Origin of the sequence: Staphylococcus simiae (assembly GCF_002902085.1) — a bacterium.
In the GTDB taxonomy this organism is placed as follows: domain Bacteria; phylum Bacillota; class Bacilli; order Staphylococcales; family Staphylococcaceae; genus Staphylococcus; species Staphylococcus simiae.
In genome coordinates this window covers 28,532-48,934 of the sequence record NZ_PPQR01000013.1, presented here as the reverse complement: position 1 = coordinate 48,934, position 20,403 = coordinate 28,532, and the positions used below count along the sequence as shown (strand labels likewise).

Here is a 20,403-nt window from a genome sequence, read left to right as displayed (position 1 = left end):
GGTTGTAATATAAAATAGTAAAGACAAATAATATTTATGATGTAATAGAGGTGTTCTGGGTGTTTAAATTTTTTAAAAATAACAAATTAATTGTTGTTTTATGTGCAATTATAGTTTTCATTGCATTAATTGGATTATCCATCAGATCACAATCTCAATCACCTCCTGAACAATATGTAGGGGATTCTGTCTCATTTGGACAAAGAGTTGTGAGTTATCCAGTTAATTTTGTATCTGGTGCAATTGGAAATTTCTTTGGCAAGGGTGAATCAAAAGAAACTAAAAATAAAATCAATCAACTAGAAGCAAAAAATCAACAGTTAGAATCAGAAAATACAAAATTAAAAAAAGAGTTGGATGTTAAGGATATTTCTAAATATGATCCAATTTCAACTACAGTAATTGCCAGAAACCCAGATCAATGGTTAAACACAATCATTATTGATAAAGGTTCTAAAGCAGGCATTAAGACTAATATGGCTGTAATGACTTCACAAGGTTTTATAGGTAGAGTAACAAAAGTAAATCAATTTTCATCACAAGTTGACTTGATTTCTACTAACACAAGATCTGGTAAACTTTCGGTTAATATTCAACATAATTCAAAAAACGTTTTTGGTCTTATCGATAGATATGATGAAAAAAATGAAGAATTAGTAATCAGTGACATTAACAATAAAGATAATATTTCTAAAGGAGATAAAGTTGTCACAAGTGGTCTGGCAGATGATTTACCAAGTAACTTATATATAGGTGAAGTTACAAAGGTACAAAATGATCAATATGGCTTAGCTAAAGAAGTAAGAGTTAAAACAGGTGCAGATTTAGCAGACTTGAATCATGTTTATGTTGCCAAAAGAGATGCAAGCACTATCCCTGATAAAGAAAGCGGGGATAAATAATGAGAGCGTTAAAATATTTTCTGATTGGTATTTTGTTATTTTATATAGATACAGCCATAGGGTTAGTTATTCCAATGCATATTGGTAACATAGACCTTATATTCGTACCACATTTAACGCTAATGTACATATTAATGATGACAGTTTATCGAGGATTTGGAGTAGGTATTCTTCTGGCAATATTTTTAGGGATGATAACAGATGTATATTTTGGTAGTATTTATGGCGTGTATTTATTTGGCTATATATTATTTTTAGCACTTATGGATCAGCTTTTTAAAATATTTTACAAAGATCATACTATGATGTTTGTCATCATTTTAAGTTGTACAATCTTATTAGAGATTTATGTTGCTGTTATATATGGCGTGTTAGGATTTATTCAATTTAGTCTAATTCAATTTGTATTATTTAGATTATTACCAACGCTTCTATTGAATTTCATTCTATTGATTATTTTATATCCTTTGATTATTAAATTCATTAAAAAAACTAACAATGCAATTGACATGAAACGTCGTCAATGGTAAGATGCAGTAGTTGAGTAGTTATGAGTAGCTACATACAACCGCTCAAATATAGGTTTAAGTACGATGTAGTCACCTATATATGGCGTGACTTATAATATAGGAGGTGCAAAGTATGTTTGCTATTATCGAAACAGGTGGAAAACAAATCAAAGTAGAAAAAGGTCAAGAAATTTACGTTGAAAAATTAGACGTAAATGAAGGTGACACTTTCACATTTGATAAAGTATTATTTGTAGGTGGAGATTCAGTTAAAGTTGGTGCGCCAACAGTTGAAGGTGCTACTGTTACTGCAACAGTTAATAAACAAGGTCGCGGTAAAAAAATTACTGTATTTACTTACAAACGTCGTAAAAATTCAAAACGTAAAAAAGGCCATCGTCAACCATATACAAAATTAACTATCGATGCAATTAACGCGTAATCAATTATGATTACTGTTGATATCACAGTTAATGATGAAGGCAAAGTAACTGACGTTATCATGGATGGCCATGCCAATCATGGCGAATATGGTTATGATATCGTTTGTGCTGGAGCTTCAGCAGTTTTATTTGGTAGTGTTAATGCTATTATGGGTTTGACATCAGAAAGACCAGATATCGATTATGATGATAATGGTGGTCATTTTCATATTAGAAGTGTTGATACAAATAATGATGAAGCGCAACTTATTCTTCAGGCAATGTTAGTTTCTTTACAAACAATTGAAGAAGAATATAGTGACAATATTAGATTAAATTATAAGTGAGGTGCATTCCGATGTTAAAATTAAACTTACAATTCTTCGCATCTAAAAAAGGGGTAAGTTCTACAAAAAACGGACGTGACTCTGAATCAAAACGCTTAGGTGCTAAACGTGCTGACGGTCAATTCGTAACAGGAGGATCAATTTTATACCGCCAACGTGGTACTAAAATTTACCCTGGTGAAAATGTAGGTCGTGGTGGCGATGATACATTATTCGCAAAAATCGACGGCGTAGTAAAATTCGAACGTAAAGGTCGCGACAAAAAACAAGTTTCTGTATATGCAGTAGCTGAATAATTTTGTCTAATTAACACCAGAAGTGATACTTCTGGTGTTTTTTATTATTTAAGTATGTTGTTTGCATATAAAAGTATGCTGATAGCGCCAATAAAAGCTGTAAAGTGTTCATAAGATAATCAAGTAATGTGAATGACAACTAATACTTAAATTTAAGGACCATATGATTGTACGAAGTTGTTAAGTTTCATAACAATAAAAGAAATAATAAAACATAGTATAATCAGTAAATTATTAACATAAAAATACTTAAGGTATACATGAGTCACAAAGTTGACTCATTTGGCAGTAACTGTCTGGAATATAAAACATAGATGAAATAATAATTTATATTCCTTGTCAGTCTTGCCGGGGTGAGATTACGAAATAAAGCTGAAAAATTATTTCTATCCCACTCCCTAAATCGCTCTAATCTATCAAAGATAGAAGAGCGCTTAATATGCTATAATTATTGGGAAAATGAAAAAAAGTAAAAGAGGTGAGATATATGTTTGTCGATCAAGTCAAAATATCTCTTAAAGCCGGTGACGGTGGAAATGGTATCACTGCATATAGAAGAGAAAAATATATTCCGTTTGGTGGTCCTGCTGGCGGTGATGGTGGTAAAGGTGCATCAGTAGTGTTTGAAGTGGATGAAGGATTAAGAACACTATTAGACTTTAGATATCAACGCCATTTTAAAGCTAAAAAAGGTGAAAATGGGCAAAGTAGTAATATGCATGGTAAAAATGCAGCAGACTTAGTATTAAAAGTGCCACCAGGTACTACGATAAAGAACGTTGAAACTGATGAAGTATTGGCTGATTTAGTAGAAAATGGCCAAAGAGCAGTAGTGGCGAAAGGTGGACGTGGTGGACGTGGTAACTCCCGTTTTGCTACACCTCGAAATCCTGCACCGGACTTTAGTGAAAATGGCGAACCTGGTGAAGAACTAGATGTTACGCTTGAATTGAAGTTATTAGCAGACGTAGGTCTTGTTGGCTTTCCAAGTGTTGGAAAATCAACATTGTTATCCATCGTTTCTAAAGCCAAACCTAAAATTGGGGCATATCACTTTACGACAATTAAGCCTAATCTAGGTGTAGTATCAACACCAGATCAACGAAGCTTTGTTATGGCCGATCTACCAGGTTTAATTGAAGGTGCATCTGAAGGTGTTGGTTTAGGTCATCAATTTTTACGTCACGTTGAAAGAACTAAAGTAATCGTTCATATGATAGATATGAGTGGAACAGATGGAAGAAATCCGATTGAAGACTTTAATGTGATTAATCAAGAGTTAGTTGCATATGAACAACGTTTAGAGGATCGACCACAAATTGTAGTGGCAAATAAAATGGACTTACCTGAGTCACAAGAAAACTTAGAGTTGTTCAGAGAAACTTTTGGTAATGAAGTTACGATTATACCAATTTCTACCATCACTAGAGAAAATATTGATCAATTATTATATGCAATTGCGGATAAATTAGAAGAATATAAAGATGTTGATTTTTCTGTTGAAGAAGATGATACTGTGGGAATCAATCGCGTAGTTTATAAACATACACCATCTCAAGATAAATTTACTATTACCAGAGATGATGATGGTGCATACGTAGTTAGTGGTAATGCTATTGAAAGAATGTTCAAGATGACTGACTTTAATAGTGATCCTGCTGTCCGTAGATTTGCTAGACAAATGCGTTCTATGGGAATTGATGATGCACTTAGAGCACGCGGATGTTCAAATGGTGATATTGTTAGAATCTTAGGTGGAGAATTCGAATTCATTGAGTAAGGAGAGTTATAAATGGACAACAATGATTATAAGAAGTTTTATTTAATTAGAGAAGATGTCTTACCAGAATCAGTTGTTAAAACATTAAAAATTAAAGATGCTTTAAAAAATGATCCTAAATTGTCCATTTATGATGCCGTTAAGCAATACGATTTATCGAGAAGTGCATTTTATAAATATAGAGAAACAATATTTCCAGTAGATGACAAAATGTTAGATCGTAGAGAATTCACTTTAATTTTATATGTAACAGATGTTGTCGGTATGCTTGCAAGAGTATTAGATGAAATTTCGAAACTTGAATTATCAGTATTGACTATTCATCAAAGTATACCAATGGATGAAAAGGCTACTATTACGTTATCTGTTAACGCTAAATCTAAAGATATATTAGTAGATGATGTGATTGCGACTTTAAGACAAATTGACAATGTATCAAAAGTTGAACTAATCAGTATGACTATATAAGGAAGTGACATATATGTATGCCTATATAAAAGGAAAATTAACGCAGTTATTTCCTACTCACGTTGTTGTTGAAACTTCAAATGGTATTGGCTATGAAATACAGACGCCTAATTCTTACCGTTTTCAAAAATATTTAGATAACGATGTTCAAATTCATACATCATTAATCGTTAGAGAAGACGCTCAACTTTTATATGGATTTAGTAATGAAGATGAAAAAGAGATGTTTTTAAGCTTAATAAAAGTAACTGGTATCGGGCCTAAATCAGCGCTAGCTATTTTAGCAACAAGTACACCGAATGAAGTTAAAAGAGCAATAGAAAATGAAAATGATGCTTATTTGACTAAATTTCCTGGAATTGGAAAAAAAACAGCAAGACAAATCGTATTAGACTTAAAAGGTAAAGTACAAATAACTGAAGAAGATGCTAACACACTATTACAAGTTGATTCTCAAGGATCATCACATAATCAAACAATTCAAGAAGCTATGTTAGCACTTGAAGCACTTGGCTATTCTAAGCGTGAATTAGCAAAAGTTGAAAAAACGTTAAATAAACAATCATTTGATACTGTTGATGAAGCGGTAAAAGCTGGCTTGCAAACACTAGTATCTTAAGAATGACTTTAAATTTATGGGGGAGATATGAACATGGATGAACGAATGGTTGATCAATCAATGCATAATGAAGAATCAGATTTTGAATTATCATTACGACCTACAAAATTGCGACAATATATTGGTCAAAATGCCATAAAAAGTAATTTAGAAGTATTTATTAAAGCTGCTAAATTACGTCAAGAACCGTTAGACCATGTGTTGTTATTTGGTCCCCCTGGATTAGGTAAAACAACGTTGTCGAATATTATTGCTAATGAAATGGAAGTTAATATACGTACCGTGTCAGGACCATCTTTAGAACGTCCAGGAGACTTAGCAGCCATTTTATCTGGTTTGCAACCTGGTGACGTTCTCTTCATTGATGAAATTCACCGACTAAGTAGTGTAGTTGAAGAAGTATTATATCCTGCGATGGAAGATTTCTTTTTAGATATCATTATTGGCAAAGGTGATGAAGCACGCAGTATTCGTATTGATTTACCACCTTTTACTTTAGTTGGTGCAACAACAAGAGCGGGAAGTTTAACAGGACCTTTAAGAGACCGCTTTGGTGTTCATTTGAGATTAGAATATTATAATGAATCAGACTTAAAGGAAATCATTATTCGAACTGCTGAGGTACTAGGTACTGGCATCGATGAGGATAGTGCAATTGAACTTGCTAAACGTTCAAGAGGGACACCACGTGTTGCCAATCGTTTATTAAAACGCGTGCGTGATTTTCAACAAGTTAATGAAGAAGAGCAAATATATATAGAAACTACGAGAAGAGCATTAAATTTATTACAAGTGGATCAACATGGTTTAGATTATATTGACCATAAAATGATGTCATGCATCATAAATCAATATAATGGGGGTCCTGTTGGCCTTGATACAATTGCTGTCACGATAGGTGAAGAACGTATTACTATAGAAGATGTTTATGAACCTTTTTTAATTCAACAAGGTTTCCTAGAGCGAACACCACGTGGACGTAGAGCAACAGCACTAGCTTATGAGCATTTTGGAAAGAACAATGAGGAGAGAGATTAAAGTGAATATTGAAGAATTTGATTATGATTTGCCAGAATCTTTAATTGCGCAAACACCACTTAAAGATCGAGATCATAGTCGTTTACTAGTAATGGATAGACATTCAGGTGAATTGACTCATTCACATTTTAAAGATGTTATTGATTATTTTAATCCAGGAGATACATTGGTATTAAATGATACTAGAGTTATGCCTGCAAGACTATTCGGTTTAAAAGAAGAGACTGGCGCCAAAGTTGAAATGCTAATGTTAACGCAAATTGAAGGTAATGATTGGGAAGTATTATTGAAACCTGCTAAACGCATTAAAGTTGGCAATAAATTAACTTTTGGAGAAGGAAAAATTATTGCAGAATGTATTAAAGAATTAGACCAAGGTGGTCGTATCATGCGTCTCTATTATGATGGTATTTTACAAGAACGCTTAGATGAACTAGGTGAAATGCCTTTACCACCTTATATTAAAGAACGCTTAGATGATCCAGATAGATATCAAACAGTCTATGCAAAAGAAAGTGGCTCAGCTGCTGCACCTACAGCTGGCTTGCATTTTACTGATGAATTGTTAACTCAAATAAGAGAAAAAGGTGTTAATATTGCTTTTATTACTTTACATGTTGGTTTAGGTACATTTAGACCTGTAAGTGTTAATAATATTGATGATCATGAAATGCATAGTGAATATTATCAAATGTCGCAAGCTACAGCTGATCTATTAAATGAGACAAAAGCTAATCATCATCGTATTATTTCAGTTGGTACAACATCTACAAGAACATTAGAAACCATTCGTCGTGATCATGATCAGTTTGTTGCAACAAGCGGTTGGACAGATATATTTATATATCCAGGCTTCCAATTTAAAGCTATCGATGGTCAAATTACTAATTTTCACTTACCAAAATCAACGCTAGTTATGCTAGTATCAGCGTTTAGTAGTCGTCAACATGTTTTAAATGCCTATCGTAGTGCTGTTGAACAGCAATATAGATTTTTTAGTTTTGGCGATGCAATGTTAATAATATAAAAAGAATGTGAGGAATTAAACATGCCTGCAGTAACATATGAACATATTAAAACTTGTAAGCAGTCTGGTGCAAGATTAGGTATTGTACATACACCACATGGTTCATTCGAAACCCCAATGTTTATGCCAGTAGGAACAAAAGCAACAGTTAAAACATTAAGTCCAGAAGAATTAAGACAAATTAATGCTAAAATTATTTTAGGTAATACGTATCATTTATGGTTGCAACCTGGTAATGATATTATTAAACATGCAGGTGGATTACATAAATTTATGAATTGGGATGGACCTATCTTAACTGACTCTGGTGGCTTCCAAGTATTTAGTTTAAGTAATTTACGTAAAATTACTGAAGAAGGGGTAGAGTTTAGACATCATACGAACGGTTCTAAACTATTTTTAAGTCCTGAGAAATCAATGCAAATTCAAAATGATTTAGGTTCAGATATTATGATGGCCTTTGATGAATGTCCGCCAATGCCAGCAGAATATGACTATGTAAAAAAATCTATTGAAAGAACAACAAGATGGGCTGAAAGATGTTTGAAAGCACATCAAAGACCAGAAGATCAAGCATTATTTGGTATCATTCAAGGTGGCGAATATGAAGATTTAAGAGAACAAAGTGCTAAAGATTTAGTAGAACTAGATTTTCCGGGATATGCAATTGGTGGTCTATCTGTTGGTGAACCTAAACCAGTAATGTATAAAATGGTTGAACATACTGAGCAATTTATGCCTAAAGATAAACCAAGATATTTAATGGGTGTAGGTTCTCCAGATGCGCTAATTGAGTGTAGTATTCGAGGAATGGATATGTTTGACTGTGTTCTTCCTACAAGAATTGCACGTAATGGTACTTGTATGACTTCTAATGGTCGCTTAGTCATTAAAAATGCGAAATTTGCTGATGATTTAAGACCTTTAGATGAAAATTGTGATTGTTATACTTGTCAAAATTACTCTAGAGCGTACATTCGTCACTTAATTAAAGCAGAAGAAACATTTGGTATACGCCTTACTACTATCCATAATTTACATTTTCTGCTAAAATTAATGGAAGATGTTAGACAAGCCATTCGCGAAGATCGTCTTCTAGATTTTAAAGAAGAATTTTTCGAACAGTATGGTTTGAATGTTGAAAATCCCAAAAACTTTTAAATAGAGGAGTTATAAAAATGCAATTTACTTCATTAATTATTCCAATTTTATTAATTGTATTAATGTGGTTCTTTTTAATCAGACCACAACAAAAACGTGCTAAAGAGCATCGTGAAATGATTAGTCGTGTGGAAGCAGGACAAAGAATAACAACTATCGGTGGTATTAAAGGAACTGTTAAAGCAGTGGATGAAACAACTGTAGTTATTACAGTTAATGGTCATGGTACAGAAATGACATTTGAAAAGCCTGCTATTAAACAAGTAGATCCTTCATAATACACGATCAACTTATAAAAAGGATGAAACGCTGACTGTTTCATCCTTTTTAATTTGCAATAGTTTATACAAACAAACACATGATAAACTTAAAAAATTATAAATAACGATAACTATTAAATTTAAGTTAAATATCGTAGTGACTAATTTCACTAATTGTTTGAGTATGTTACTATATATAAGTTGACAAATATTGTTAAAAAGAATTAACTTGCGTAACAAATTGCAGATAAAGTATTCTATATACATACGTAAATAATGAGGTGTTCATGTGAAAAAAGTAAGTAGAATCATAGCATTCTTACTATTAGTTGTCTTGCTTTTCGGTGGAATGGCAGTCACTTATAAAAATGTAATTAAGAATGTTAATCTAGGATTAGATTTACAAGGTGGATTTGAGGTACTTTATCAAGTTGATCCATTACATAATGGCGATAAGATAAATAAAAAAGCGCTACAATCAACAGCGCAAACCTTAGAAAACCGTGTCAATGTATTAGGTGTCTCTGAACCAAAAATTCAAGTTGAGGAACCAAATAGAATTCGTGTTCAACTTGCAGGGGTAACTGATCAGAAAGAAGCACGTAAAATTTTATCATCACAAGCTAATTTAACCATTAGAGATGCTGATGATCATGTAAAATTAAATGGTTCTGATATTAAACAAGGTTCTGCAAAACAAGAGTTTAAGCAAGAGACGAATCAACCGACAGTTACTTTTAAAGTGAAAGATAAAAATAAATTCAAAAAAGTAACAGAAGAAATCTCTAAAAAACGTGACAATGTCATGGTAGTTTGGCTAGATTTTGAAAAAGGCGACAGTTATAAAAAAGAAGCACAAAAGAAAAATCCGAAATTTATATCAGCAGCTAGTGTTGATCAACCAATCAATTCAGATAGTGTAGAGATATCTGGTGGTTTTAAAGGCCAAGAAGGTGTTAAAAAAGCTAAGCAAATTTCTGAGTTGTTAAATGCGGGGTCATTACCTGTAGATTTAAAAGAAATTTATTCAAACTCTGTAGGCGCTCAATTTGGACAAGATGCTTTAGATAAAACTATCTTTGCTTCATTTATTGGTGTCGCACTTATCTATCTATTTATGTTAGGTTTCTATCGTCTACCTGGTTTAGTAGCCATCATAGCTTTAACAACATATATTTATTTAACACTAGTAGCATTTAATTTCATTTCTGGTGTTCTTACTTTACCGGGTATTGCAGGACTGGTACTTGGTGTAGGTATGGCAGTAGATGCCAACATCATTATGTACGAAAGAATTAAAGATGAACTTAGAATTGGTCGAACAATTAAACAGGCATTTTCAAAAGCTAATAAAAGTTCTTTCTTAACAATCTTTGACTCAAACTTAACAACTGTTATCGCAGCGGCTGTGCTATTCTTCTTTGGTGAAAGTTCAGTAAAAGGTTTCTCTACAATGTTGTTATTAGGTATTTTAATGATATTTGTAACAGCTGTATTCTTATCAAGATTCTTATTATCTTTACTAGTATCATCAAATGTCTTTAAGAAAAGTTACTGGTTATTCGGTGTTAAAAAGAAAGACAGACATGATATTAATGAAGGTGTTGAAGTACACGATTTAAAAACTTCATTTGAAAAATGGAACTTTGTTAAGTTGGCTAAACCATTAATTGGTTTAAGTATCCTTATTGTAATAGTCGGTGCAGTAATCTTATACATTTTTAAACTTAATTTAGGAATAGACTTCTCAAGTGGTACAAGAGTAGATTTCGAATCTAAAGATGCATTGACTCAAAATAAAATTGAACAAGTTGTTAAAGATACTGACTTAAAAGCTGATCAAATTCAAATTAACGGCAAAGGTAATAAAGCTGCAACAATTCAATTCAAACAAAACTTATCACGTGCTCAAGATAATAAATTGAATGATGCGATTAAATCTGAATTTGGTGATACGCCACAAATCAATACGGTATCTCCAATTATAGGGCAAGAGTTAGCTAAAAATGCTATGCTTGCTTTACTATATGCAGCTATTGGTATTATTATTTACGTATCATTAAGATTTGAATGGCGCATGGGCTTATCATCAGTGTTAGCATTACTACATGATGTATTCATCATAGTTGCTATCTTCAGTTTATTTAGAATAGAAGTTGATTTAACTTTCATTGCGGCCGTATTAACTATTGTAGGTTATTCTATTAATGATACGATTGTAACGTTTGACCGTGTACGTGAAAATTTACAAAAAATTAAAGTAATCACTTCTACAGAACAAATTGATGATATTGTAAATAGATCAATCAGACAAACGATGACACGTTCAATCAATACAGTGTTAACTGTCTTAGTTGTAGTTATTGCAATACTATTATTTGGTGCACCAACTATCTTTAACTTTACATTAGCATTATTCATTGGATTGATTTCAGGTGTGTTCTCTTCAGTATTTATTGCTGTACCTCTTTGGGGTATTATGAAAAAACGTCAATTGAGAAAAACACCAAATCATAAATTAGTAGTGCATAAAGAAAAACGTTCAAATGATGAAAAAATATTAGTTTAAGACGCTATCTTATAGATCCCGAGATTATTTTAACTAAAGTAATCTTGGGATTTTTTGTATATTTATTGAAATGAAGTAATGCGTTGGCTATGAATTCAGATTTATTATTATTTGAATTATGTAATGATATGGGAGTGGGACAGATATGAATTTTATATGAAATTTATGTCGTAGATGCCCGTTTTGCACATTAATGTAAAATCCATACATGGATTTTTGATGACGGGTCCCTTGCCCAACTTGCATTGTCTGAAAAAACTGACTAACCAGTTTTTTTGTGTTGGGTCCCTTCCACTTCGGCAAGACTGACTAGGTTTGTAAAACGTGACATATCAGTATTTTACAAACCAGATAGTTACTGACAAATTCTTGAATTTAAGTGTGAAATATTTTTGTGCCAAGCTCTAAAGTGAGCAGATAAATGATTCGATGTTTTTCAAATTCTACTTATGATATTAGCGCTATTTATGACAAATTTTAATTTGATTTGTTATAATAGAGGTCTTGAATTGCAACTTAATGTTTAAAACTATTTCAAAATTAGGTATAATGCTTTTGGAAAAGAGGCGTAACACAATGATTAAATCGAAATATAAATGGCATTTACAACAACCAACTGAATATATCTCAGGTCAAGTCATGGCTAAATTTAAATTAACGCCTATAGTTAAGAAAATTTTAGAAAGTAAGTCACTTGTTGAAGAAAATCAAATTGATGCTATTATCAATGATGGTGTTATTGATTATGATCCATTTAAATTAAGCGACATGTCTAAAGCAGTTGAACGGATCAATACTGCTATTGACAATAAAGAAAAGATACTTGTATATGGAGATTATGATGCAGATGGTGTAACTTCTACTACAATATTAGTTACGACATTACAACGTCTTGGAGCACAAGTTGGTTGGTATATTCCTAATCGATTTTCTGAAGGTTATGGTCCGAATGAATTAGCCTTTAAAAATGCTCATGATGAAGGTATTTCATTAATTATTACTGTAGATAATGGTATACAAGGACATAATGAAATTGACATGGTTCAAAAGTTAGGTGTAGATGTTATAGTTACAGATCACCATGAAATAGGAAACACTTTACCGTTAGCTTATGCTATTGTTCATCCAATGCATCCTAATTTTGAATATCCTTTTCAACAACTTTGTGGTGCAGGTGTCGCATACAAATTAGCGCAAGCACTTTTAGGTGATGTACCTCATTATTTTAAAGCTTTAGTAGCGATAGGTACCATAGCTGATTTAGTATCTTTAACGGACGAGAATCGTTCATTAGTAAAACAAGGTTTAGCTCAATTAAATGATGACTGTCCTGTTGCCATCAAAGCGTTATTAAATGAAGCTGGCTATAATGATGAAATTAATGAAGAAACGATAGGATTTATTATCGGACCGAGATTAAATGCAGTAGGACGTTTAGAGGATGCATCGCTTGCCTGTGAACTATTAATGACCGAGGATGAAGAAGAAGCAGTATTTTTAGCTGAACAAGTTGAGCATTTTAATAGAGAACGTAAAGATATAGTAGCAGCTATTACTGAAGAAGCTATGGCTATGGCTGAAACGCAAGTTAATGATGGAAACTTATTTTTATTATTAGCTAAAGAAAATTGGCATGAAGGTGTCTTAGGGATTGTAGCTTCTAAAATAGTAGAAACTTATGCGTTACCGACATTAATTTTAAATATTGATCGAGAACAAAATCATGCCAAGGGTTCAGCAAGATCGATAGCACAGGTATCTATGTTTGAAATTTTAAATGCACATCACGATTTAATTGCCAAATTTGGAGGCCATCATATGGCAGCAGGTATGACAATGAACATAGATAACATTGACGAGCTATCTACTGGTCTAAATCAATGGATGACAACGTTACAGCAAACGACATCTTTAGATCCTGTGAAAAAGGTAGATGTTATGTTGAATGAACAAGATATAACAATCAAAAATATTAAAGATATTAATAAATTGCGACCTTTTGGTACAGATTTTAATAAGCCTTTATTTGAACTGAATGACTTAACAGTTGGTTCAGTTAAAGCTATCGGTCAAGATAACAAACATTTGAAATTAGCTTTAGGTGACAATAAGATAACTGCTTTATATTGGCAACATGGTCATTTAGCTTCTGAATTACAAGATCAACAGCCTATTAATGTACTCGCTAATATACAAATTAATGACTGGAATGGCAATCAAACACCACAACTTATTATTGAAGACATTGCCATGAATCAACAACAAATTCTTGATTATCGTAGTAAACGTAAACAAGTACCTTATACAGATCATGAAGCTAATATGATTGTGTTGATTCATCCGAAAAGTGACAAGACTAATAGTAATGAATATTTTTATGGTGAAATAGTTGAGGGTCATTTTGATAAAGTTGTTTTAAAAGATCTACCGGAAAAAATGGAAGATTTAGCAATAACTTTAAATCATATGAATTTTTCACAATTATATTTAGTGTTGCAACATAGTAATTCAATTTATTTTGAAGGCATGCCTCATATGGATACGTTTAAAAAGTGCTATAAAGCATTAATCACAAAACAACAATTAGATTTACAACAACATGGTATGCATTTATGTCAATATTTAAATGTTAAACCTAATATTTTAAAATTTATGTTGAAAGTATTTTTAGATTTAAACTTTATCGTAGAAGAAAATGGTATAATTAAGATAAATAACCAACCAGATAAAAGGTCTATTGAATCAAGTAGAATTTATCAGTTAAGACAGCATAGGATGGAAGTTGAACAACGTCTTTTATATGACGAATTTACACAAATTAAGGAATGGATTAAGTCACAATTGTCTTGAGCAATTTAGGAGGAAGAAGTTAATGGATTTAAAACAATATGTATCAGAAGTGCCAGATTGGCCACAACCCGGAGTAAGCTTCAAAGATATTACTACAATTATGGATAATGGTAAAGCATACGGTTATGCAACAGATCAAATAGTTAAATATGCCAAAGATAGAAATGTAGATCTTGTTGTTGGTCCTGAAGCCCGTGGCTTTATTATTGGTTGTCCAGTTGCCTATTCAATGGGCATCGGCTTTGCACCTGTTAGAAAAGAGGGAAAATTACCTCGTGAAGTAATACGTTATGAATACAATTTGGAGTATGGTACTAATGTTTTAACAATGCATAAAGACGCTATTAAACCAGGGCAACGTGTGTTAATTACTGATGATTTATTAGCAACTGGTGGTACCATTGAAGCAGCAATCAAGCTAGTTGAAAAACTTGGCGGCATTGTTGTTGGTATTGCATTTATAATTGAATTAAAATATTTAAATGGTATTGAAAAAATAAAAGATTATGATGTAATGAGTTTGATTACTTATGATGAATAGTCTTTGCTAAAGACTTTAAGAAAGATGAAGATTCTATAATTAATTGTTGATATATGATGATTTCTGTATTATCCATATTATTTGAAAACAATTTAATATAGAATCTTTTTTATATTATTAATAAAGTGTTAAGAAATTGAGCTTTAATGCGTAATTAGCCCATTTATTTATTTATTAACTTGTAGTATCATAAAACTAATATTAAAAAATTTAAGTGACTATCTTACTTTAATTTTTATAAATCTAAAAATGTAAAATTAGAATGGTTCAAATCAAGAAATAAGAAATAATCAATTCAAGAAATAACAAACTAATCAATTAAATGAACGTTTATAATCGTTATAGTTTATTAAGGGCAAAGTAATAAAGATGAATGGGGTGTCATATTTTGAATAACGAATATCCTTATAGCGCAGACGAGGTACTTCATAAAGCTAAATCATATTTGTCAGCACACGAATATGAATATGTGTTAAAAAGTTATCATATTGCTTATGAAGCACATAAAGGCCAATTTCGTAAAAACGGATTGCCATATATTATGCATCCTATACAAGTAGCAGGTATTTTAACTGAAATGCGCCTAGATGGTCCTACTATTGTGGCAGGATTTTTACATGATGTCATAGAAGATACACCATACACATTTGAAGACGTTAAAGAAATGTTTAATGAAGAGGTAGCACGAATTGTTGATGGTGTAACAAAACTTAAAAAAGTTAAATATCGTTCAAAAGAAGAACAACAAGCTGAAAACCACCGTAAATTATTTATTGCTATAGCTAAAGATGTACGTGTTATTTTAGTGAAATTAGCAGATAGACTACATAATATGCGTACATTAAAGGCAATGCCAAGAGATAAGCAAATTAGAATTTCAAGAGAAACTTTAGAAATTTATGCACCTTTAGCACACCGTCTAGGTATCAATACAATTAAATGGGAATTGGAAGATACTGCTTTAAGATACATTGATAATGTTCAGTATTTTAGAATTGTTAATTTAATGAAAAAGAAACGTAGCGAACGTGAAGAATATATTGAAAAGGCCATAGATAAGATAAGTACTGAAATGGAACGTATGCAAATTGCGGGAGAAATTAATGGTCGACCAAAGCATATTTATAGTATTTATCGCAAAATGATGAAACAAAAAAAACAATTTGATCAAATTTTTGATTTATTAGCAATTAGAGTCATTGTTAATTCTATTAATGATTGTTATGCCGTTTTAGGTTTAGTGCATACTTTATGGAAACCGATGCCAGGTCGATTTAAAGATTATATTGCCATGCCAAAACAAAATATGTATCAATCACTGCATACAACAGTCGTAGGACCTAATGGGGATCCATTGGAAATACAAATTCGTACCTTTGATATGCATGAAATAGCTGAGCATGGTGTCGCAGCACATTGGGCTTACAAAGAAGGTAAAACAGTTAATGAAAAAGATCAAAGCTATCAAAACAAATTAAATTGGTTAAAAGAATTAGCTGAAGCGGATCATACATCTTCTGATGCACAAGAATTTATGGAAACGTTAAAATATGATTTACAAAGTGATAAAGTGTATGCATTTACACCAGCCAGTGATGTCATTGAATTACCGTATGGCGCAGTACCAATAGATTTTGCATATGCAATTCACAGTGAAGTTGGTAATAAAATGATTGGTGCCAAAGTTAATGGTAAAATTGTACCGATTGATTATATGTTACAAACGGGTGATATAGTTGAAATACGTACCAGTAAGCATTCATATGGACCGAGTAGAGATTGGTTAAAAATTGTAAAATCATCTAGTGCTAAAGGAAAAATTAAAAGTTTCTTCAAAAAGCAAGATCGTTCTTCAAACATCGAAAAAGGACGCTCAATGGTTGAATTTGAAATTAAAGAACAAGGTTTCCGAGTTGAAGATGTCTTAACAGAAAAAAATATACAAGTTGTGAACGAAAAATATAATTTTGCAAATGAAGAAGACTTATATGCTGCAGTAGGTTTTGGTGGTGTCACTGCATTACAAATTGTCAATAAATTAACTGAAAGACAGCGTATTTTAGATAAACAACGTGCTTTAAACGAAGCACAAGAAGTTACTAAATCAGTTCCAATTAAAGATAATATTATTACCGATAGTGGTGTTTATGTTGAAGGACTTGAGAATGTTTTAATTAAGCTGTCAAAATGTTGTAATCCAATACCTGGAGATGATATTGTAGGATATATCACTAAAGGTCATGGCATCAAGGTTCATCGTACTGATTGTCCAAACATAAAAAATGAAACAGATCGTTTAATTGCTGTCGAATGGGTAAAATCAAAAGATGAAACTCAAAAATATCAAGTTGATCTAGAAGTAACAGCATACGATCGAAATGGTTTACTTAATGAAGTATTACAAGCTGTTAATTCTACTGCTGGTAGTTTAATTAAAGTATCTGGTCGTTCTGATGTTGATAAAAATGCAATTATAAATATTAGTGTGATGGTTAAAAACGTTAATGATGTCTATCGTGTTGTTGAAAAAATAAAACAACTTGGTGATGTATATACTGTTTCAAGAGTTTGGAACTAGGAGGTGTAAATAGTGAAAGTAGTTGTCCAAAGAGTTAGATCAGCTTCAGTGACAAATGACACAATAAATAATCAAATTAATAAAGGTTATTGTCTTCTTGTAGGTGTAGGACAAGATTCTACCAAACAAGATGCTGAAGTATTAGCTAAAAAGATTGCTAATGCTAGACTATTTGAAGATGCTGAAGATAAATTGAATTTCAACATTCAACAAATTGAAGGTGAAATTTTATCTATTTCACAATTTACTTTATATGCTGATGTTAAAAAAGGAAATCGACCAGGATTTTCAAATTCAAAAAATCCTACCGAGGCAAATGAATTATATGAATATTTTAATGACTGTTTACAATCATTTGATATACCAGTTAAAACAGGTGAGTTTGGTACACATATGAATGTAGAAATTAACAACGATGGTCCTGTTACCATTATCTATGAAAGTCAGGATGGCAAAATTCAATGACAAAGATAAGTACATGGTTAGCTAACAATGGTCTCAAAAATAAGAGGACATTAATTATTGTTATCGCATTTGTATTATTTATCATTTTTTTATTTTTATTATTAAATAGCAATGATGAAAATAATGGTAACATCACAGTTACAGAAAATGCAGAGTTACGTACTGGTCCTAATGCTGCCTATCCAGTTATTTATAAAGTTGATAAAGGGGATCATTTTAAAAAAATAGGTAAATCTGGAAAATGGATTGAAGTTGTCAACACGTCTAATGATGAAAAAGGTTGGATTGCAGGTTGGCATACAAATCTAGATATAACTGAAGATGCCACAAAAACTAAAAATGCCCTAAAAGGTAAAACAGTAGTACTTGATCCTGGTCATGGTGGTAGTGACCAGGGGGCATCAAGTACTACTAAATATAAGAGCTTAGAAAAAGAATATACACTAAAGACAGCTAAAGAGCTTAAATCTTTTTTAGAGGATGAAGGTGCTACTGTTAAAATGACGCGTAAGGACGATACTTATGTGTCACTTGATGATCGAAATGTTAAAGGCGACGTGTATATTAGTATACATAACGACTCGTTAGAGTCACCAAATGCGAATGGAGCAACCGTTTACTGGTTTCATGATAATCAGCAACAACTTGCTAATACATTAAACTCAGCAATTCAAAAAAAGGCTTTACTCTCTAACCGAGGTGCGAGACAACAAAACTATCAAGTTTTAAGACAAACTAATATTCCAGCAGTATTACTAGAGCTAGGTTACATTAGTAACCCAACAGATGAAAATATGATAAAAGATCAATTACATAGACAAATAGTTGAAAAAGCAGTTATTGATGGACTTAAACAATATTTTTCAGCTTAATACTTGCATCTTAAGTTTAAAATCGTTATGATGAATAGTGAATTTTATATTAAAAACCGCTATGATTCTTGAAATGTTAACTGAAATAGGTAATGATGATTCAATTCATGATAATCATGTAGAAATATAATCCTAGGCTGAAAGATTATACTGAGTATGTTAATCATTTGAACACAAGAAGAGGTGTTTCATTTTAACAGTGAAACCGGGGAACGTACGTTAAACGTTTTGAGTGGATTAATGTTGATATTATTCTAGTACTAAATCGAGTAATGAAACAATAATCAATTAGGGTGGCAACACGGAATTTCGTCCCTTGTGCAGTTAGGTTACTAGCTGTGCAGGGGCTTTTTTATTTTTTAACTATAAGAAATGAATAACATAATGTATGTGATAAACGCGTTTACTAAAAATTTGATAAAGGAGTTGTTTGCTTATGATTAAGATTCCAAGAGGGACACAAGATATCTTGCCAGAAGAATCTAAAAAATGGCGTTATATTGAAAATAAGTTAGATGAATTAATGACGCTATATAATTATAAAGAAATTAGAACACCCATTTTTGAAAGTACTGAATTATTTGCACGCGGTGTTGGAGACTCGACTGATGTAGTTCAAAAAGAAATGTATACATTTAAAGATAAAGGTGATCGAAGTATTACGCTCAGACCTGAAGGTACTGCTGCTGTAGTGCGTTCATATATAGAACACAAAATGCAAGGTAATCCAAATCAACCGATTAAACTTTATTATAATGGTCCTATGTTTAGATATGAACGTAAGCAAAAAGGACGTTATCGTCAATTTAATCAATTTGGTGTTGAAGCTATTGGTGCGGAAAATCCAAGTGTAGATGCTGAAGTATTAGCTATGGTTATGCATATATATCAATCATTCGGCTTGAAACATCTGAAATTAGTAATCAATAGTGTTGGTGATATGGATTCACGTAAAGAATACAATGAAGCATTAGTAAAACATTTTGAACCAGTCATTGATGATTTTTGTTCAGATTGTCAAGCACGCTTGCATACGAATCCTATGCGAATTTTAGACTGTAAAGTAGATCGTGATAAAGAGGCTGTGAAAACAGCGCCACGTATCACTGAATATTTAAATGAACACTCTAAGCAATATTATGAGCAAGTCAAATCGTATCTAGATGAGTTAGCAATACCATATATTGAAGATCCAAATCTTGTGCGAGGATTAGATTATTACACACATACTGCATTTGAATTAATGATGGATAACCCAAATTATGATGGTGCAATTACAACTTTATGTGGTGGTGGTCGTTATAATGGATTATTAGAACTATTAGATGGACCAAGTGAAACAGGTATTGGTTTTGCCTTAAGTATAGAACGCTTATTACTTGCACTAGATGAAGAAGGTATCGATTTAGATGTTGATGAAGAATTAGATTTGTTTGTTGTAACAATGGGTGATGAGGCTGAGCGTTATGCTGTTAAATTACTCAATCAACTTCGTCACGCAGGTGTTAAAGTCGATAAAGATTATTTACAACGTAAAATTAAAGGACAAATGAAACAAGCTGATCGCTTAGGTGCAAAATACACTGTCGTCATTGGTGAACAAGAATTAGAAAATAATCAAATTAATGTAAAAAATATGCAAACAGGTGATTCTGAAACAATTCAGTTAGATCAACTTGCAGCATATTTTAGGAAATAG

General features: G+C 32.1%; 19 protein-coding genes and 1 other annotated feature. All 19 genes read left to right on the top strand.

Annotated elements, in window-relative coordinates; genetic code table 11:
- Positions 1 to 59: 59 nt before the first annotated feature.
- The 19 genes from mreC to hisS all read left to right on the top strand — a co-directional run bounded on the left by mreC (position 60) and on the right by hisS (position 20,403).
- Positions 60 to 902 (top strand): rod shape-determining protein MreC, encoded by an 843-nt coding sequence (gene mreC, locus CD113_RS02090; protein ID WP_002463029.1) that lies wholly within the window; start codon positions 60 to 62, stop codon positions 900 to 902.
- Complete coding sequence (gene mreD / locus CD113_RS02085; RefSeq protein ID WP_002463027.1) at positions 902 to 1,432, top strand: rod shape-determining protein MreD; 531 nt, start codon at positions 902 to 904, stop codon at positions 1,430 to 1,432. Before mreC ends, mreD begins: the two co-directional genes overlap by 1 nt.
- Before the next feature lie 26 nt (positions 1,433 to 1,458).
- Positions 1,459 to 1,532: a sequence feature (ribosomal protein L21 leader region), on the top strand.
- Positions 1,533 to 1,544: 12 nt separating this feature from the next.
- Positions 1,545 to 1,853 (top strand): 50S ribosomal protein L21, encoded by a 309-nt coding sequence (rplU, locus tag CD113_RS02080; protein WP_002463025.1) that lies wholly within the window; start codon positions 1,545 to 1,547, stop codon positions 1,851 to 1,853.
- Positions 1,854 to 1,859: 6 nt separating this feature from the next.
- Positions 1,860 to 2,180, top strand: coding sequence for a ribosomal-processing cysteine protease Prp (locus CD113_RS02075; protein WP_002463023.1), 321 nt, complete (start codon positions 1,860 to 1,862; stop codon positions 2,178 to 2,180).
- Between the two features lie 11 nt (positions 2,181 to 2,191).
- Positions 2,192 to 2,476 (top strand): 50S ribosomal protein L27, encoded by a 285-nt coding sequence (rpmA, locus tag CD113_RS02070; protein WP_000916187.1) that lies wholly within the window; start codon positions 2,192 to 2,194, stop codon positions 2,474 to 2,476.
- Between the two features lie 487 nt (positions 2,477 to 2,963).
- Positions 2,964 to 4,256 (top strand): GTPase ObgE, encoded by a 1,293-nt coding sequence (gene obgE / locus CD113_RS02065; protein WP_002462971.1) that lies wholly within the window; start codon positions 2,964 to 2,966, stop codon positions 4,254 to 4,256.
- A 12-nt stretch (positions 4,257 to 4,268) separates the two neighbouring features.
- A complete protein-coding gene (locus CD113_RS02060) occupies positions 4,269 to 4,724 on the top strand; it encodes an ACT domain-containing protein (RefSeq protein WP_002462969.1) in 456 nt (151 codons plus the stop codon).
- Between the two features lie 13 nt (positions 4,725 to 4,737).
- Complete coding sequence (ruvA, locus tag CD113_RS02055; RefSeq protein WP_002462966.1) at positions 4,738 to 5,343, top strand: Holliday junction branch migration protein RuvA; 606 nt, start codon at positions 4,738 to 4,740, stop codon at positions 5,341 to 5,343.
- 33 nt (positions 5,344 to 5,376) lie between these two features.
- Positions 5,377 to 6,381, top strand: a complete 1,005-nt coding sequence (gene ruvB, locus CD113_RS02050; RefSeq protein ID WP_002462964.1) for a Holliday junction branch migration DNA helicase RuvB — start codon at positions 5,377 to 5,379, stop codon at positions 6,379 to 6,381.
- A gap of 1 nt (position 6,382) precedes the next feature.
- Entirely contained in the window at positions 6,383 to 7,408 is a 1,026-nt protein-coding gene (queA, locus tag CD113_RS02045; protein WP_002462962.1) for a tRNA preQ1(34) S-adenosylmethionine ribosyltransferase-isomerase QueA, read from the top strand.
- 21 nt (positions 7,409 to 7,429) lie between these two features.
- Entirely contained in the window at positions 7,430 to 8,569 is a 1,140-nt protein-coding gene (tgt, locus tag CD113_RS02040) for a tRNA guanosine(34) transglycosylase Tgt (RefSeq protein WP_002462960.1), read from the top strand.
- Positions 8,570 to 8,586: 17 nt separating this feature from the next.
- On the top strand, positions 8,587 to 8,847 hold the full coding sequence (gene yajC, locus CD113_RS02035; protein WP_002462958.1) for a preprotein translocase subunit YajC: 261 nt from the start codon (positions 8,587 to 8,589) through the stop codon (positions 8,845 to 8,847).
- Positions 8,848 to 9,118: 271 nt separating this feature from the next.
- The gene (gene secDF / locus CD113_RS02030; protein ID WP_002462956.1) at positions 9,119 to 11,398 is read left to right on the top strand and encodes a protein translocase subunit SecDF; all 2,280 of its coding nucleotides are present in this window, start codon (positions 9,119 to 9,121) and stop codon (positions 11,396 to 11,398) included.
- Between the two features lie 576 nt (positions 11,399 to 11,974).
- Positions 11,975 to 14,248, top strand: coding sequence for a single-stranded-DNA-specific exonuclease RecJ (gene recJ, locus CD113_RS02020; RefSeq protein ID WP_002462055.1), 2,274 nt, complete (start codon positions 11,975 to 11,977; stop codon positions 14,246 to 14,248).
- A gap of 22 nt (positions 14,249 to 14,270) precedes the next feature.
- Positions 14,271 to 14,789: an adenine phosphoribosyltransferase gene (locus CD113_RS02015; RefSeq protein ID WP_002462056.1), complete on the top strand. Its 519-nt coding sequence runs from the start codon at positions 14,271 to 14,273 to the stop codon at positions 14,787 to 14,789.
- A 388-nt stretch (positions 14,790 to 15,177) separates the two neighbouring features.
- Positions 15,178 to 17,367 (top strand): RelA/SpoT family protein, encoded by a 2,190-nt coding sequence (locus CD113_RS02010; RefSeq protein WP_002462058.1) that lies wholly within the window; start codon positions 15,178 to 15,180, stop codon positions 17,365 to 17,367.
- A gap of 12 nt (positions 17,368 to 17,379) precedes the next feature.
- The gene (gene dtd / locus CD113_RS02005) at positions 17,380 to 17,832 is read left to right on the top strand and encodes a D-aminoacyl-tRNA deacylase (protein ID WP_002462060.1); all 453 of its coding nucleotides are present in this window, start codon (positions 17,380 to 17,382) and stop codon (positions 17,830 to 17,832) included.
- Positions 17,829 to 18,704, top strand: coding sequence for an N-acetylmuramoyl-L-alanine amidase (locus tag CD113_RS02000; protein WP_002462062.1), 876 nt, complete (start codon positions 17,829 to 17,831; stop codon positions 18,702 to 18,704). The genes dtd and CD113_RS02000 overlap by 4 nt, the downstream gene beginning before the upstream one ends.
- Positions 18,705 to 19,140: 436 nt before the next feature.
- Complete coding sequence (hisS, locus tag CD113_RS01995) at positions 19,141 to 20,403, top strand: histidine--tRNA ligase (protein WP_002462064.1); 1,263 nt, start codon at positions 19,141 to 19,143, stop codon at positions 20,401 to 20,403.

Coding starts and splice junctions, on each gene's coding strand:
- recJ (WP_002462055.1), top strand. CDS start 11,975: ATGATTAAATCGAAATATAAATGGCATTTACAACAACCAACTGAATAT.
- hisS (WP_002462064.1), top strand. CDS start 19,141: ATGATTAAGATTCCAAGAGGGACACAAGATATCTTGCCAGAAGAATCT.
- CD113_RS02075 (WP_002463023.1), top strand. CDS start 1,860: ATGATTACTGTTGATATCACAGTTAATGATGAAGGCAAAGTAACTGAC.
- ruvB (WP_002462964.1), top strand. CDS start 5,377: ATGGATGAACGAATGGTTGATCAATCAATGCATAATGAAGAATCAGAT.
- obgE (WP_002462971.1), top strand. CDS start 2,964: ATGTTTGTCGATCAAGTCAAAATATCTCTTAAAGCCGGTGACGGTGGA.
- CD113_RS02000 (WP_002462062.1), top strand. CDS start 17,829: ATGACAAAGATAAGTACATGGTTAGCTAACAATGGTCTCAAAAATAAG.
- CD113_RS02015 (WP_002462056.1), top strand. CDS start 14,271: ATGGATTTAAAACAATATGTATCAGAAGTGCCAGATTGGCCACAACCC.
- mreD (WP_002463027.1), top strand. CDS start 902: ATGAGAGCGTTAAAATATTTTCTGATTGGTATTTTGTTATTTTATATA.
- rplU (WP_002463025.1), top strand. CDS start 1,545: ATGTTTGCTATTATCGAAACAGGTGGAAAACAAATCAAAGTAGAAAAA.
- rpmA (WP_000916187.1), top strand. CDS start 2,192: ATGTTAAAATTAAACTTACAATTCTTCGCATCTAAAAAAGGGGTAAGT.
- ruvA (WP_002462966.1), top strand. CDS start 4,738: ATGTATGCCTATATAAAAGGAAAATTAACGCAGTTATTTCCTACTCAC.
- CD113_RS02060 (WP_002462969.1), top strand. CDS start 4,269: ATGGACAACAATGATTATAAGAAGTTTTATTTAATTAGAGAAGATGTC.
- tgt (WP_002462960.1), top strand. CDS start 7,430: ATGCCTGCAGTAACATATGAACATATTAAAACTTGTAAGCAGTCTGGT.
- yajC (WP_002462958.1), top strand. CDS start 8,587: ATGCAATTTACTTCATTAATTATTCCAATTTTATTAATTGTATTAATG.